13 protein-coding genes are annotated in these 15,142 nt (G+C 68.0%); 6 read left to right on the forward strand and 7 right to left on the reverse strand.

The window, feature by feature from the left end; genetic code table 11:
- The first annotated feature begins 29 nt into the window (after positions 1-29).
- On the forward strand, positions 30-1,445 hold the full coding sequence (glrR, locus tag I4484_RS03120; RefSeq protein ID WP_267956507.1) for a two-component system response regulator GlrR: 1,416 nt from the start codon (positions 30-32) through the stop codon (positions 1,443-1,445).
- A 45-nt stretch (positions 1,446-1,490) separates the two neighbouring features.
- Here glrR and xseA read toward each other — a convergent pair whose 3' ends face one another.
- The 7 genes from xseA to I4484_RS03155 form a co-directional block, all read right to left on the reverse strand.
- Positions 1,491-2,831: an exodeoxyribonuclease VII large subunit gene (gene xseA / locus I4484_RS03125; RefSeq protein WP_197449577.1), complete on the reverse strand. Its 1,341-nt coding sequence runs from the start codon at positions 2,829-2,831 to the stop codon at positions 1,491-1,493.
- Positions 2,832-2,969: 138 nt separating this feature from the next.
- Entirely contained in the window at positions 2,970-3,500 is a 531-nt protein-coding gene (locus I4484_RS03130) for a PRC-barrel domain-containing protein (RefSeq protein WP_197449578.1), read from the reverse strand.
- 55 nt (positions 3,501-3,555) lie between these two features.
- Complete coding sequence (locus I4484_RS03135; RefSeq protein ID WP_167112124.1) at positions 3,556-3,753, reverse strand: CsbD family protein; 198 nt, start codon at positions 3,751-3,753, stop codon at positions 3,556-3,558.
- A 120-nt stretch (positions 3,754-3,873) separates the two neighbouring features.
- A complete protein-coding gene (locus I4484_RS03140) occupies positions 3,874-4,938 on the reverse strand; it encodes an AbrB family transcriptional regulator (protein WP_234283621.1) in 1,065 nt (354 codons plus the stop codon).
- A 63-nt stretch (positions 4,939-5,001) separates the two neighbouring features.
- Positions 5,002-6,504, reverse strand: coding sequence for a tripartite tricarboxylate transporter permease (locus I4484_RS03145; RefSeq protein ID WP_197449580.1), 1,503 nt, complete (start codon positions 6,502-6,504; stop codon positions 5,002-5,004).
- A 12-nt stretch (positions 6,505-6,516) separates the two neighbouring features.
- Positions 6,517-6,966: a tripartite tricarboxylate transporter TctB family protein gene (locus I4484_RS03150; protein WP_197449581.1), complete on the reverse strand. Its 450-nt coding sequence runs from the start codon at positions 6,964-6,966 to the stop codon at positions 6,517-6,519.
- A complete protein-coding gene (locus I4484_RS03155) occupies positions 6,963-7,949 on the reverse strand; it encodes a tripartite tricarboxylate transporter substrate binding protein (protein ID WP_197449582.1) in 987 nt (328 codons plus the stop codon). The genes I4484_RS03150 and I4484_RS03155 overlap by 4 nt, the downstream gene beginning before the upstream one ends.
- Before the next feature lie 143 nt (positions 7,950-8,092).
- On the opposite strand from I4484_RS03155, the gene I4484_RS03160 reads away from it, so the two are divergent.
- The 5 genes from I4484_RS03160 to guaA all read left to right on the forward strand — a co-directional run bounded on the left by I4484_RS03160 (position 8,093) and on the right by guaA (position 14,430).
- Positions 8,093-8,761, forward strand: a complete 669-nt coding sequence (locus I4484_RS03160) for a response regulator (RefSeq protein ID WP_197449583.1) — start codon at positions 8,093-8,095, stop codon at positions 8,759-8,761.
- Positions 8,758-10,152, forward strand: coding sequence for a sensor histidine kinase (locus I4484_RS03165; RefSeq protein WP_197449584.1), 1,395 nt, complete (start codon positions 8,758-8,760; stop codon positions 10,150-10,152). The genes I4484_RS03160 and I4484_RS03165 overlap by 4 nt, the downstream gene beginning before the upstream one ends.
- Entirely contained in the window at positions 10,149-11,177 is a 1,029-nt protein-coding gene (locus tag I4484_RS03170) for an ABC transporter substrate-binding protein (RefSeq protein WP_234283620.1), read from the forward strand. Before I4484_RS03165 ends, I4484_RS03170 begins: the two co-directional genes overlap by 4 nt.
- 102 nt (positions 11,178-11,279) lie before the next feature.
- The gene (gene guaB / locus I4484_RS03175; RefSeq protein WP_197449585.1) at positions 11,280-12,749 is read left to right on the forward strand and encodes an IMP dehydrogenase; all 1,470 of its coding nucleotides are present in this window, start codon (positions 11,280-11,282) and stop codon (positions 12,747-12,749) included.
- A gap of 106 nt (positions 12,750-12,855) precedes the next feature.
- A complete protein-coding gene (gene guaA / locus I4484_RS03180; RefSeq protein WP_197449586.1) occupies positions 12,856-14,430 on the forward strand; it encodes a glutamine-hydrolyzing GMP synthase in 1,575 nt (524 codons plus the stop codon).
- Positions 14,431-15,142: the final 712 nt, after the last annotated feature.

Consider the following 15,142-nt stretch of genomic DNA (forward strand, 5'->3'; position numbering starts at 1 on the left):
GCGATCGGGCAAGATGGGAGAAAGACGTGATGGAAGCGGCTCGATTGACCGATACGCGCAAGAATGAGGCTCGCAGGCCGGCGGCACGCACGTCGGGTGCGAAAGCCGGCAACGCCCACGTTCTGCTGGTCGACGACGACGTCAGCCTATTGCGTCTGCTCGGCATGCGCCTGGAGAGCCGCGGCTACCGGGTGACCACCGCCGAGAGCGGCGCCGAGGCACTGCGCAAGCTCGCGGCCGAGCGCCCCGACATCGTGCTCTCCGACCTGCGCATGGACGAGATGGACGGCCTCGCCCTGTTCCAGGCGATCCAGCGCGAGGTGCCGGGGCTGCCGGTTATCATTCTGACCGCCCACGGCTCCATCCCCGACGCCGTGAATGCTACCCAGCAGGGGGTGTTCAGCTTCCTCACCAAGCCGGTGGACCGCGACGAGCTGTTCAGCGCCATCGACGAGGCGCTGACCCACCTGCCGTCCGGCAACGCCGACGACAGCGAGGCCTGGCGCGCCAGCATCATCACCCGCAGCCCCGAGATGGAGCGGGTGCTGGAGCAGGCGCGCATGGTGGCCTCGTCGGACGTCAGCGTGCTGATCACCGGCCCTTCCGGCTCGGGCAAGGAGCTGCTGGCGCGGGCCATCCACGATGCCAGCCCGCGCGCCAACCACCCGTTCGTGGCGATCAACTGCGGCGCGCTGCCCGAACAGCTGCTGGAGAGCGAGCTGTTCGGCCACGCCAAGGGCGCCTTCACCGGGGCGGTGAGCGACCACAAGGGCCTGTTCCAGGCCGCCGAGGGCGGCACCCTGTTCCTCGACGAGATCGGCGACATGCCGTTGCCACTGCAGGTCAAGCTGCTGCGCGCCCTGCAGGAGCGCCAGATTCGCCCGCTGGGCTCGACCCAGTCGATCCCGGTCAACGTGCGCATCCTCTCCGCCACCCACCGCGACCTCAGCCAGGCGATGCACCAGGGCGAGTTCCGCGAGGACTTCTTCTACCGCCTCAACGTGGTCAACCTGAAGCTGCCGGCGCTGAAGGACCGCGCCGAGGACGTGCCGCTGCTGGCGCGCCACCTGGTGGCCCAGGCGGCGGAGCGCCACAAGCCGTTCGTCAAGGGCTTCTCGCCGGAGGCGCTCAATCTGCTCGCCACCAGCGCCTGGCCCGGCAACGTGCGCCAGCTGGTCAACGTGGTGGAGCAATGCGTGGCCCTGACCCGTTCGCCGATGATCCCCGAGGCCCTGGTGGCCCAGGCGCTGGCGGCGGAGGACAGCGCGCTGCCGACCTTCAATGACGCCCGCGCCAGCTTCGAGCGCAGCTACCTGGTCAAGGTGCTCAAGATCACCGAGGGCAACGTGACCCAGGCGGCACGCATCGCCGGGCGCAACCGCACCGACTTCTACAAGCTGCTCAGCCGCCACGAGCTGGAGCCGAGCACCTTCAAGCCGGAGTGACGCCGGCCGAGCCGACACCGAGAGCGCCTGACCCAGGCGCTCTCTTCATTTGAGCCGGCGCTTGACCTCCACCTTCAACCGGCCTTCGCCCAGCCGCGCCGTCAGCGCCTGGCCGGGCTCGGTATCGGCCGCGCGCCGTATCACCCTGCCTGAATCGTCCTGCAGGATGGCGTAGCCGCGCCCCAGCACCGCCAGCGGGCTCACCGCCTGAAGCTGCCGCGCCAGGCCGGCCAGGCGTTCGTGCCGGCGTGACATGTCGCGCTGCATGGCCTGCGCCAGCCGGGCGCGGGCACGGGCCAGCCGTTCCCCGGCTCGTTCGACCCCGCGCCGCGGGTGGCAGGCGCTCGTGCGCCGCTGCAGGTGGTCCAACTGGCGGCGGTCGGCGGCGAGCCGCATGTGCATGGCGCGCCGCAGGCGGGCCTCCAGCTCGCCCAGGGTCTGGCGCTGGCGGGCGACTACCTCGCCCGGGTGGCGCAGCCGCGCGCGCAGGTGGTCGAGCCGCTGGCCCTCGCGTTCGAGCCGCGCCTGGGTGCAGCGCCAGAGCTGGCGCTCCAGCCCGGCCAGGCGTTGCCGCAGGTCGCGCCCATCCGGCACCAGCATCTCGGCGGCGGCGGAAGGCGTCGGGGCGCGCACGTCGGCGGCCAGATCCGACAGGGTGACGTCGACCTCGTGGCCCACCGCCGACATCACCGGCAGGCGCGAATGGAAGATCGCCCGCGCCAGGTGTTCGTCGTTGAAGGCCCACAGGTCCTCCAGGCTGCCGCCGCCGCGGGTGATCAGGATCACGTCGCGGGCCGGGTCGAGCGCCTGCTGGCGGTTGAGCAGCCCCAGCGCGGCGATCAGCGCTGGGGCCGCCTCGCGACCCTGCACGGGCACCGCGATCAGCGTCACGTGGGCCAGCGGCCAGCGCGCGGCGAGCACCGCCAGCACGTCGCGGATGGCGGCGCCGGTGGGCGAGGTGAGCACCAGCAGGTGGCGGGGCGGGCAGGGCAGGGGGCGCGCATTGGCGAAGACGCCCTCGGCGGCGAGACGCTGCTTGAGCCGTTCCAGCGCGAGCAGCAGCTCGCCCTCGCCGGCCGGCTGCACCGCTTCGGCAATCAACTGGTAGTCGCCGCGTGGCTCGAACAGCGACACCCGCCCGCGCACCCGCACCCGGTCGCCGTCGCGCATGGGCGCGGCGACGAAGCGCGCACGGTTGCGGAACAGCGCCCCGCGCAGCTGCGCCGAGCTGTCCTTGAGGGTGAAGTAGACGTGCCCCGAGGCCGGCCGCGAGACGCCGGAGAGCTCGCCCTCGACCCATACCTCGCCGATGCCCTGTTCGAGCAGCAGCCGGGCGCGGCGGTTCACTTCGCTGACGGAGAGCGCGCTAGCGGTGGGCTGGGGCATGAGACGGCGGTTCCTGGGCCTCGACGAGAGCCCTCAAGGCTAGCATGGCGCCGGCGTGCCAGCACGCGGGAGGCAGGCGAAAAAAAGCGCCGGGAAGGCCCGGCGCAAGAGCGTCATGGGGAGGGACACGTCAACTTTTTACTCGAAATCGTCTTCGACATCGTCTTCGGTGACTTCTGCGCCGTCACCGACGGGGCCTGCACCGGTGGTACCGGTGGTCTGCCACACGCCTTCACGCTCACCGCGCTCATCGATGCGACGGTTGCGCTCATCGTCGAACCACTCCTCGTTGTACTCGGGGAAGTTCTCGAGTTCGTCCTCGCTGGCGTCGACCATGATGCGGTGGGAGACGTCGTCATCATCGCGCTCGGTCTCCAGGGTGAAGTGCTCGATGCCGACCACCACTTCATCGCCGCCGATGCCCCACAGGCCGCCCGCGTTCACCACCACGGCGCTGACCTTGCCTTCGTCATCGAGCAGGAGGTTCTCGACGTCGCCGACGTCCTCGTCGCTGTCATCGACGTGGTAGACGTCGGCGCCGATGACGTCGTCGGCGGAGTAGAGGCCCTGGGCCGCCTTGGGATCGTTCTCCTGCGCGATCGCCTGGGTCCCGAGGGCCAGGCTACCGGTTACGGCTGCCACTGCGATGGTAAGTAGATGCTTTTGCATGATCGCTCTCCTTTCCATGGTTCGGATCTTGCTCAGTGGAATGCCAATCTCCGCTCTAGAGATTGCGCGCCCACTCATCGGCCTGGCGTTCCGCTTCTTCACGCTCCAGGCCATAGCGCTGTTGCAGCTTGCCGATCAGCTGCTCCCGCTTGCCGGCAATCTGGTCGAGTTCCTCGTCGCTGAACTCGCCCCAGCTGGCACGGGCCTTGCCCATGTACTCTTTCCATTTGCCTTCGATCTGGTCCCAGTTCATCTCGTCACTCCTTCCATGAGTGAATATGACGTGTGCTTCATCAAACTAGATCAGGTGCCTGGCGCTGTAAGTCAAAGTCGGTTTCGGACTGTTTCGAAGCGTAATTAGAAGCGCGGCGGGCTAGACCAGCAAGCGGCGGAAGGCACGCAGCATCAGCGGCATCAGGAGCATCAAGGCCGTGATCCGCAGCAGATGATGAGAGGTCACGAAAGCGGGGTCGATGCCGAGCGACAGGGCCACCAGGCTCAGCTCCGGGGCGCCGCCGGGCATGTTGGCCAGCAGCGCCGCCGCCATGGAGTAACCGGTCACCGCATGAATGCTCCAGGCCGCCGCGATCGCAATCAGCATCAGCACCGCGGCTTGCAGCGTCGCCATCCACAGGTTGAAGGCCACGGCGGCTAGCGGCGTGCCCCCGAAGCGGATGCCCACCGAGACCCCGATGATGACCTGGGCGATGGCCAGCACCGAAGGGGGAACCACCGCGTGGGTCAGGCCGGTGAGGTGAAGCGTCGCCGACAGCAGCGCGGGGCCGAACAGGAGGGCATTGGGCAGGCGCAGCAGGCGGCCCAGGCCGATGCCGGCCACGCCTGAGCCCACCAGCCAGGCCATATCGGAGAGCGAGGGAAGCCACAGCCAGGAGGCGGCGTCGGCGGGGCGCATGCCGAGATCGACATGGCCCAGCACGTCAAGCAACGGGGGTATCGCAAGCAGCAGGACCAGGATGCGGGTGGCGTGGGTCAGGCCGACGATGCGCAGGTCCGCCCCCGACTCCATGGCCATGGCAGTGATCGCCGAAACGCCGCCGGGAATGCCGGCGTACAGGGAGGTCTCGACGGAGTAACCGGCCACTCGATGCGCGAACCAGAACGAGAACGCCCACATCACGGACGTGGCGAGCAGCATCATGCCGAGGCTGATCGTCCACGACGCGACGTCGCCGGCCATATCGGGGGAGAAGGCCGACCCCAGCATGACGCCGATCACCGCCAGCACGGCCTGGCGCGCCGACCCCGGGCCGCGCAGCCGCATCCCGGCCAGGCTGGGCAGGGTCGTCGCCAGCATGGCGCCGAGCAGCCAGGGCAGCGGCAGGCCGGCCCAGTAGGCGAGGCTGCCGCCGAGCAGGCCCAGCAGCAGGGTGGGGAGAAAGGCGCGCAGGGCGTCGAATCGGGTTCGCTTCGAGGGCAAGGTCGGTATCCGCATCAGGACATCAGGAACGGGGGCACCGCCGGGGCCGGGCCCCGGCGGGGCTCAGGCGCGTCCCAGGCGCGCCTTGACCAGCCTGGGCAGCAGCCACGGCAGCACCAGCAGCGCCGCGGCGGCGATCCACAGGCCCAGCGAGATGCCCGAGCGCCACAGGATCTCCACCTCGCCGCCGCTGATCGACAGGGCGCGGCGCAGGTTCTGCTCCATCAGCCCGCCGAGCACGTAGCCGAGGATCACCGGGGCCAGCGAGAAGCCCAGCTTGCGCAGCAGGTAGCCGAACACGCCGATGATCAGCATCAGGTAGATGGCGGTGAGGTCGGAGTGGAGCTGGTAGACCCCGACGAAGGCCAGGATGGCGATACCCGGCACCAGCACCCAGCGCGGGATGGTCAGCACCCGGGCGAACACCCCGGCGAGCGGCAGGTTGAGTGCCAGCAGCACCAGGTTGCCGATGTACAGCGAAGCGATCAGGCCGCCGGCGACTTCCGGGCGCTCGCTGAACATCATCGGCCCGGGGGTGATGTTGTAGAGCATCAGCGCGCCGAGCAGCACGGCGGTGGTGCCGGAACCGGGAATGCCCAGGGTCAGCATCGGCACGAACGAGCCCGCCGCCGCCGCGTTGTTGGCCGACTCCGGTGCCGCCAGGCCGCGCATGTCGCCGTTGCCGAAGGTGCCTTCCTTGTCGGAGAGGCGCTTCTCGGTGGTGTAGGACACCGCGCCGGCCACCGAGGCCCCGGTACCCGGCAGCACGCCGATGATGAAGCCGATCAGCCCCGAGCGCAGCATGGCACCCTTGCAGAAGAGCACCTCCTTGAGGGTGACGAAGACCCGCCCCAGCGGGGGAATGTCGCCGCTGGAATCCTTGCGGTTGGCATGCTCGAGCATCAGCAGGATCTCGCTGATGGCGAACAGGCCGATGATCATCACCACGAAGTCGATGCCGTCGTAGAGTTCGGCCATGCCGAAGGTATAGCGCAGCACCCCGGTGCCCGAATCGACGCCGACGGTGCCGATCAGCACGCCCAGCACCGCGCCGATGGCGGTCTTGATCGGGTCCTTGCCCATCATCACCGACATCGAGGCGAAGGCGAACACCATCAGGGCGAAGAACTCGGCGGGGCCGAACATCACCGCGACTTCCGCCAGCAGCGGGGCGAACAGCGTCAGGCCGAGGATGGCGATGGTCGCGCCGACGAAGGAACTGACCGCCGACAGGCCCAGTGCCGGGCCGGCGAGCCCCTGCTTGGCCAGCGGGTGGCCGTCGAGGGTGGTCATGACCGCGCCGGCATCGCCGGGCACGTTGAGCAGGATGCTCGACATGCGCCCGCCGTATTCGGCCCCGGTGTAGATGCCGGCGAGCAGGATCAGCGCCGACTCGGCCGGTAGGCCCAGGGTGTAGGCCAGCGGCATCAGGATCGCGATGCCGTTGATCGGGCCGATGCCGGGCAGGGCGCCGAACAGCGTGCCGAGCAGGGCGCCGAGGAAGGCCAGCCCGAGATTCAGCGGGCTCAGCGCAACGCCGAAGCCCTGGATCAGGAAATCGAACATGAGGGCGTTCCTCTAGAGTAACGGGCGCAGCCAGTCACCGCTGGGCAGCGAGATCCCAAGCCCGGCGGTGAACACGTAATAGCTGCCCACGGCCATCAGCACGCCGGTCAGCAGCGCCTTGCCCCAGGGGGCGGCGAAGGCCCGTGCCAGGGCGACCGTCGTCAGCAGTGAGGTAGCGATGAAGCCCAGCCGCGTGAACAGCAGCGCGTAGACCAGCAGCGCGGCGAGCACCGCCAGCAGCTTCACGGCCAGGGAGCGGTCGGGCCAGTGGCCGTTGCTCCCGGGCTTGAGCACCAGCACCAGCGACAGCGCGGCGAGCAGGATGGCGAGAATCAGCGGAAAGGCCTTGGGCCCCACGGGATCGTAGCTGAAGGGCACGTGAAGCCTGGCGGCCTGGACGGCGACGAACGCCGCCAGACCGATCAGGCACAGGCCCAGCACTCGGTCGGCGGCGAGCTTCATTGGCTCAGACCCACTTCATCGGCAAGTGACTGGAACTGCGCGACCTGCTCCTGGACGTAGCTGTCGAAGTCGGGCCCGAAGCGCGACATCGGGAACAGCCCGCGGGCCTCGCGCAGCTCGGCGAACTGCTCCGACTCGGAAAGCTCGGTGAGCCGCTCGACCCAGGTGGCGTAGGCGTCGTCATCGACCTCGGGGCCCATGTAGTAGCCGCGCCAGATCGGCCACTGCACGTCGTAGCCTTGCTCGGCGGCGGTGGGAATCTCGGCATAGGGGCCGTCCATGCGCTCCTCGGAGAGTGCCGCCAGCACGCGGATCTTGCCGCTCTCGAGCTGCGACTTGAGCTCGGAGAGGTCGCCGGTGAAGACCTGGATGTGGTCGCCGAGCAGCGCCGCCAGTGCCTCGCCGCCACCCTCGAAGGCGACGTAGCGCAGGTCCTGTGGCGCGATGTCGGCGGACTTGGCGGTCAGCGCCGCCTTCATCCAGTCCTGGCTGCCGATCGTGCCGCCGGCGCCGAAGGCGATCTCGCCGGGGCTCTCGCGCAGATCGTCCATCAGCTCGTCGAGGTGCTGCCAGGGCGCATCGGCACTGACCACGATGGCGCCATAGTCGACGCCCAGGGCGCCCAGCCAGCGCACTTCGGTGGCGTCGTACTGGCCGAACTTGCCCAGCGCCAGGTTGACCGCCGCGCCGGTGCTGGCCGCCACGATCAGGTTGGGGTCGTCCTTGCGCACGCCGTTGACATGGTTGTAGGCCACGGCGCCGATGCCGCCCGGCATGTAGGTGACGACCATCGGCTGGTCGATCAGCCCGGTCTCCTGCAGGCCGTTGGCCGCCAGGCGGCAGGTCAGGTCGTAGCCGCCGCCCGGCTTGGCCGGGGCGATGCACTCGGTGGAATCGGATTGGGCCTGGGCGCCGCCGGCCACCAGCATGCCGCCCAGCAGGGCCAGCCCGGAGCAGTGACGGAAAGCCTTGTTGATCTTCATGGCGAACTCCTGTTCTCTTGTTCTGGGAATGCGGAGAGGGATTTCCCCGCCTGCCATCGCCGTGGATGCCAGAACGGCCATGCTAGGCGCCCAACCTTTCATCAACCTGTCATCTCGCCACCGCCTCATAGGACTTTGGTCGTATGCGCCTGCTCGTCGTCGAGGACGATCCTCTCATCGCCCGTTCGCTGCACCAGGCCCTGACGCCGCTGGGCAATACCGTCGAAGGCTTCGCAAGCCATGCCGAGGCCAGCGCGGCGCTGCGCCACGACCGCTTCGACCTGATCCTGCTCGACCTGGGGCTGCCCGACGGCGACGGCCTGACGCTGCTCGGCGAACTGCGCGAGCGCGGCGACACCACCCCGGTGCTGATCCTCACCGCCCGCGACGGCATCGACGACCGCGTACGCGGGCTCGACCTCGGCGCCGACGACTACCTCGCCAAGCCGTTCTCGCTCGCCGAGCTCGAGGCACGGGTGCGCGCCCTGCTGCGGCGCAGCCAGCAGCGCAGCGACAACCGCCTGCGCCTCGGCGCGCTGTGCTTCGACCCGGCCCTGGGCGTGGCCACGCTGCATGACGAGGCCCTCGAGCTGCCGCGCCGCGAGCTGTGCCTGCTGGAAGACCTGCTGTTGCATGCCGGCAGCATTACCCCGCGCGAGATGCTCGAGAACCGGCTGTTCGGTTTCGGCGAGGTGGGCTCCAATGCCCTGGAGGTCTACATCAGCCGCCTGCGCAAGCGGCTGAAGGACAGCGGGCTGCGCATCCGCACCTTTCGCGGCCTGGGCTATCGGCTCGAGGAAGCGCGCGAGTGATCGAGGTCGACGGCACGCTCAAGTCGCGCCTCGCGATCTGGCTGTCGGTCACCGTGAGCGCACTGGGCGCGCTGCTGCTGGTCGAGGCCTACTTCAGCTCGCAGCGCGCCGCCGAGCGCGCCTACGACAGCCAGCTCGAATCGGCGGCGCTGACCATTGCCGAGGCCGTGCAGTGGCAGGAAGGACAGCCGGTGGTGGAGATTCCCGCCGCGGCGCTGCAGATCATCGCCACCCGCCATCAGGAGCGGGTCTTCTACGCCGTGCTCGACGCCGAGGGCCGGCGGGTCTCGGCCAACCTGGATATCCCCATTGCGGCCGAACGGCGTGCCGAGGTGGCCGAGGGGCCGGTGTGGACGAACGCCGAACACAGCGGCGCCGAGTGGCGCCTGCATGGCTGGGAGTTCGACTCGGCGGGCTGGGAGACCCAGGACCCGGTGCAGATCTGGGTCGGCCACACCCTGGCCGGGCGCCAGGCCCTGATCCAGGAGCTGTTCGTGGGCGCGGTGAGCCGCTTCCTGGTCATGGTGCTGGTGGCAGGGCTCTTGATGCTGCTGGCGATGCGGGTGGCGTTGAAGCCGATGCGCCGGCTGCGCCAATTGCTGCGCCAGCGCGAGGCCGACGACATGCGCCCGCTCGATGCGCGGGTACCGGAAGAGCTGCGCGAGCTGGCCGAAACGCTCGAGACCCTGTTCGCCCGCCAGCGCGAGAGCCGCGATGCGCTGCTGCGTTTCACCGCCGATGCCAGCCACCAGCTCAAGACGCCGCTGTCGGGGCTGCAGAGCACCAGCGAACTGGCCCTGAAGAGCACCCGGCCCGAAGAGTGGCACCGGGCGCTGGCGGCGGTCCACCAGGGGGCCGAGCGCACCAGCCGCCTGGCGAGCCAACTGCTCAGCCTGGCGCGGTTGCGTCACGTCGCCGATGGCCGCGAGATGCACCGGCTCGACCTGGCGGCGCTGCTGCGCGAGACCGTGTTCGACTGGGCCGGGCGCGACGTCGCCCGGGGCCACGACCTGGGCCTGGCCGAACTTCCCGCGACCCCGCTCCCCGTGCGCGGCGAGCCGTGGGCGCTGCGGGAACTGCTCGGCAACCTGATCGACAATGCCCTGCGCTACACGCCGCCGGGCAGCGTGATCACCCTGGGCCTGGTGGAATACGGGAGAGAGGTGGAGCTCTACATCGAGGACGACGGTCCCGGCGTGTCCCCCGAGATGCTGGAGCGCCTGCACCAGCCCTTCGAGCGTGGCGGCCGCCAGGACACCGAAGGCTCGGGGCTGGGGCTGGCCATCGTCGACTCCATTGCCCGGCGCCACGACGCCCGCCTGAAGGTGGCGCCGCGCACGCCGCGTGGGCTGCGAATCAGCGTCTCCTTCCCCCTGGAGAACAGGCCATGATGCCCCGCTGTTTCCATGCCTTCGCGTTCGTCGCGCTCCTGTTGGCGTCGACAACGGGCCGGGCGGCGAACCCGCTCGTGGTCGAGGCGGCGCTCGACCGCGAGGTGGTCGCACCGCTGCTGGCCGCCTTCGAACTGGCGCATCCCGACATCGCGCTGGACTTCCGCGACCGCTCCACGCTGGAGGTCGACGAGCGCGTGGCCGGCGCGGCCCCGGCGCCGGACGTGGTGATCAGCTCGGCCATGCCGTGGCAGATGGCACGCGTCAACGAGGGCTACGCCAGTCGCCTGGATTCGGCCGAGGCGCGGGCCTGGCCGGAGTGGGCCAAGTGGCGCGACGAGGTGTTCGGCTTCACCTTCGAGCCGATCGTCATGGCCTACCGCCTCGACCTGTCGCGCCACATGATGCCGCCGGCCACCCATGCCGACCTGCACACCCTGCTGACCGAGCAGCGGGAACGGCTGCGCGGGCGGGTGACCTCCTACTCGCCGGCACACAGCGGCGTGGGCTACACGCTGTTCCAGCAGGATGCCCGCTATACCACCCGTTTCTGGGACCTGGTCGCCGCCATGGGCAACGCCGAGGCCGTGCTCGAAGCCAACACCCGCGACATGCTCGAAGGCATCAGCGAAGGGCGCTACTGGCTGGGCTACAACCTGCTGGGCTCCTACGCCATGGTGTGGGCGCAGGAGCATCCCGATGTGATCGTCCAGGTGCCCCAGGACTACTCGCTGGTGATGATGCGCATGGCGTTCATCCATCGGGATGCGCCAAATCCGCGCGCCGCAGAGACCTTCCTCAACTTCCTGCTCAGCCGGGAAGGGCAGCACGTGCTGGCGGGCGAGACCCCGCTGTTCAGCATTCACCCAGAGGTGACCGGCCCCTATACCGCGCAGCGCCTGCGCGACCAGGTCGGCGATCGGCTCTATCCCATTCCGCTCAATGCTTCGCTACTGGCCTTCGTCGACCCGCAGCGCCGCGACGCCTTCATGCAGCGCTGGCGGCGCGAATTCGAACGCCGTTGACCCGCCGGCGAGCCGGCCTTCGCATTGCCCGGGCCTTTGCCGGAGCGCTATAATGGTCGATTACTTTCCCCACTCCCCCACCAGCACTGGGTGTTGCCGACTATGCTACGTATGGCCCAAGAAGCTCTTACGTTCGACGACGTATTACTCGTACCCGGCTACTCGGAAGTCCTGCCCAAGGACGTCAGCCTGCGAACCCGCCTGACCCGCGACCTCTACCTCAACATCCCCCTCGTCTCCGCCGCCATGGATACCGTGACCGAAGCCCGCCTGGCCATCGCCATGGCCCAGGAAGGCGGCATCGGCATCATCCACAAGAACATGGCCATCTCGGCCCAGGCCGCCGAGGTGCGCAAGGTCAAGAAGCACGAGAGCGTGATCGTCAAGGACCCGGTGACCGTGGGGCCCAAGGCCAAGCTCGAGGACCTGCTGGCGATGGCCCAGGAGTACGGCTTCTCCGGCTTCCCGGTGGTGGAGGGCGAGACCCTGGTGGGGATCGTGACCGAGCGCGACATGCGCTTCCAGCCCAACCACGGCGACCGCGTGACCGACATCATGACCCCGCGCGAGCGGCTGGTCACCGTGCCCGAGGGCACCGAGCTGGACGTGATCAAGAGCAAGATGCAGGAGCACCGGGTCGAGAAGATGCTGGTGGTCAACGACGCCTTCCACCTGCGCGGCCTGGTCACCTTCAAGGACATCGAGAAGGCGCGCACCTTCCCCAACGCCGCCAAGGACGCCGACGGCCGCCTGCTGGTCGGCGCCGCGGTGGGCACCGGCCCGGAGACCCCTGATCGCGTGACCGCGCTGGCCGAGGCCGGCGTCGACGTGGTCATCGTCGACACCGCCCACGGCCACTCCAAGGGCGTGATCGACCGCGTGGCCTGGGTCAAGGAGCACTTCCCGCAGATCCAGGTGATCGGCGGCAACATCGCCACCGCCGCCGCCGCCCGCGCCCTGGCCGAAGCCGGCGCCGATGGCGTCAAGGTGGGCATCGGCCCCGGCTCCATCTGCACCACCCGCGTGGTGGCAGGCGTCGGCGTGCCGCAGATCACCGCGGTTTCCAACGTTGCCGAGGCGCTCAAGGAGTTCGACATCCCGCTGGTCGCCGACGGCGGCGTGCGCTTCTCCGGCGACCTGGCCAAGGCCATCGCCGCCGGCGCCAGCGCGGTGATGGTGGGTGGCCTGCTGGCCGGCACCGAGGAGGCCCCGGGCGAGGTCGAACTGTTCCAGGGCCGTACCTACAAGGCCTACCGCGGCATGGGCTCGATGGGCGCCATGGCCCAGAGCCAGGGCAGCGCCGACCGCTACTTCCAGGACAAGGACGCCGGCGCCGAGAAGCTGGTGCCGGAAGGCATCGAAGGCCGCGTGCCCTACAAGGGCGTGATGAGCGCCATCGTCCACCAGCTGATGGGCGGCCTGCGCGCCTCCATGGGCTACACCGGCTGCCGCGACATCCAGGAGATGCGCACCAAGCCGGAGTTCGTGCAGATCACCGGCGCCGGCTTCGCCGAATCGCACGTGCATGACGTGCAGATCACCAAAGAAGCGCCAAATTATCGGGCAGGTTAACCGCCAGCTCGTAAGAGACAAACGCGGCGGGGGCTAACTCCGCCGCTCGTTTTTCAGACGCCTTGCCCTTGGCCCGCCGCCATACGCTGCCAGTAGAGACGACCCGATGACCGACATTCACGCCCACAAGATCCTCATCCTCGACTTCGGCTCCCAGTACACCCAGCTGATCGCGCGCCGCGTGCGCGAGATCGGCGTGTACTCCGAAGTGCGTGCCTTCGACATCACCGAGGAGGAGATCCGCGAGTACGCCCCTAACGGCATCATCCTCTCCGGCGGCCCGGAATCCACCGTGGCGGCCGGCTCGCCCCGTGCGCCCCAGTGCGTGTTCGAGATGGGCTTGCCGGTGCTCGGCATCTGCTACGGCATGCAGACCATGGCGGTGCAGCTCGGCGGCGAGGTGGAAGGCTCCAACAAGCAGGAGTTCGGCTACGCCCAGGTCAAGATCGACGGCAGCGACGACCTGTTCCGCGACATCAAGGACCACGTCGACCACGACGGCAAGGCGCTGCTCGATGTGTGGATGAGCCACGGCGACAAGGTGGCCCGCGCGCCGGAGCCCTTCACCGTCACCGCCTCCACCCCGAGCTGCCCCGTGGCCGCCATGACCTGGCCGGAGAAGCGCTTCTACGCCGTGCAGTTCCACCCCGAGGTGACCCACACCCTGCAGGGCATGCGCATCCTCGAGCACTTCGTGGTCGGCATTTGTGGCGCCGAGAAGCTGTGGACCCCGGCACGCATCATCGAAGACCAGATCGCCCGCGTGCGCGACCAGGTCGGCGACCGCCACGTGCTGCTCGGCCTCTCCGGCGGCGTGGACTCCTCCGTGGTGGCCGCACTGCTGCACCGCGCCATCGGCGACCAGCTCACCTGCGTGTTCGTCGACAACGGCCTGCTGCGCAAGAACGAAGGCGACCAGGTGATGGAAACCTTCGCCCAGCACATGGGCGTGAAGGTGATCCGCGTGGACGCCGAGGAACTGTTCCTCTCCAAGCTGGAAGGGGAGAACGACCCGGAAGCCAAGCGCAAGATCATCGGCAACACCTTCATCGACGTGTTCGATGAAGAGGCCAGCAAGATCGAAGGCGTCGATTTCCTGGCCCAGGGCACCATCTACCCCGACGTGATCGAATCCGCCGCCAGCAAGACCGGCAAGGCCCACGTGATCAAGTCGCACCACAACGTCGGCGGCCTGCCCGAGACCATGAAGCTGCAACTGGTCGAACCGCTGCGCGAACTGTTCAAGGACGAAGTGCGCAAGCTCGGCCTGGAACTCGGCCTGCCCTACGACATGGTGTACCGCCACCCCTTCCCCGGGCCGGGCCTGGGCGTGCGCATCCTCGGTGAAGTGAAGAAGGAGTACGCCGACATCCTGCGCGAAGCCGACGCCATCTTCATCGAGGAACTGCACAACGCCGACTGGTACCACAAGACCAGCCAGGCCTTCGCCGTGTTCCTGCCGGTCAAGTCAGTAGGCGTGGTCGGCGACGGCCGCCGCTACGAGTGGGTCATCGCCCTGCGCGCCGTGGAAACCATCGACTTCATGACCGCCCGCTGGGCCCACCTGCCGTACGAGCTGCTGGAGAAAGTCTCCAACCGCATCATCAATGAGATCCGCGGCGTCTCCCGCGTGACGTACGACGTCAGTAGCAAGCCACCCGCGACGATCGAGTGGGAGTGAGGCGCGCCTAGGCAGAACGCCTGACACGGCTAAGCTGATCGAGATCAAGGGTCTACCAAAGGGTAGGCCCTTTTTCTTTGCAATTCGTTACAAGGTTTAGTTAACTCGGGTTAAGGTCGCTGAGACGACCGCCGATAGAACAGGAAGGTACAACGCAGACAGGGCTGTCGCAGGGAAAGGATGTCATCCCCGGGCGGTAGCGTGCTTTTGATTTGTGAAATAAGCCATTTTCGAATTGTGCATTAGGAATTAGCCTAGCAACGTCGTAGAGCAGGGCTTCGTTTCCGACACAAAAATACCCCGCACGTTGCTTTGACGATTGTTGGAGGCAGCTTTAGCTCGCGACTAGTGGAGGCGGCCCTGTTCTGATGGAAGCTGCCTCGCATCGGTTAGTGGCGATGTCGGAGAGGGAAGGGGGCGAAATCGTCCGAGACAGCGCTACTGGTTGCGTCGACGATAGTTGTAGGTAGCTTTAGCTTGCGAAAAGCGGAGGTAGCATTGGCTTGATGAAGACCGCTTTGTATCGGTGGGCAGCGCAGTTGCAAATGGATGGGCCGAAATCGATTCATAGCGGTGGTTCCGGAAATGCAGCGGGTGTGCGAGTTTGAAAATATAGCCGTTTTTAGTTAATAAGTCGAAATCAAGAATTTATTTTGAGCGGCTTGCTTGTTTTTCTAGGTAATCAAAGTTTAACCAATGGTTTCGGCGTGCT

The organism is Halomonas sp. SS10-MC5, from assembly GCF_015992245.1.
Taxonomy (GTDB): domain Bacteria; phylum Pseudomonadota; class Gammaproteobacteria; order Pseudomonadales; family Halomonadaceae; genus Halomonas; species Halomonas sulfidoxydans.

Coding starts and splice junctions, on each gene's coding strand:
- I4484_RS03170 (WP_234283620.1), top strand. CDS start 10,149: ATGATGCCCCGCTGTTTCCATGCCTTCGCGTTCGTCGCGCTCCTGTTG.
- I4484_RS03145 (WP_197449580.1), bottom strand. CDS start 6,504: ATGTTCGATTTCCTGATCCAGGGCTTCGGCGTTGCGCTGAGCCCGCTG.
- I4484_RS03135 (WP_167112124.1), bottom strand. CDS start 3,753: ATGAACTGGGACCAGATCGAAGGCAAATGGAAAGAGTACATGGGCAAG.
- I4484_RS03130 (WP_197449578.1), bottom strand. CDS start 3,500: ATGCAAAAGCATCTACTTACCATCGCAGTGGCAGCCGTAACCGGTAGC.
- guaA (WP_197449586.1), top strand. CDS start 12,856: ATGACCGACATTCACGCCCACAAGATCCTCATCCTCGACTTCGGCTCC.
- I4484_RS03155 (WP_197449582.1), bottom strand. CDS start 7,949: ATGAAGATCAACAAGGCTTTCCGTCACTGCTCCGGGCTGGCCCTGCTG.
- I4484_RS03150 (WP_197449581.1), bottom strand. CDS start 6,966: ATGAAGCTCGCCGCCGACCGAGTGCTGGGCCTGTGCCTGATCGGTCTG.
- glrR (WP_267956507.1), top strand. CDS start 30: ATGGAAGCGGCTCGATTGACCGATACGCGCAAGAATGAGGCTCGCAGG.
- guaB (WP_197449585.1), top strand. CDS start 11,280: ATGCTACGTATGGCCCAAGAAGCTCTTACGTTCGACGACGTATTACTC.
- xseA (WP_197449577.1), bottom strand. CDS start 2,831: ATGCCCCAGCCCACCGCTAGCGCGCTCTCCGTCAGCGAAGTGAACCGC.
- I4484_RS03160 (WP_197449583.1), top strand. CDS start 8,093: ATGCGCCTGCTCGTCGTCGAGGACGATCCTCTCATCGCCCGTTCGCTG.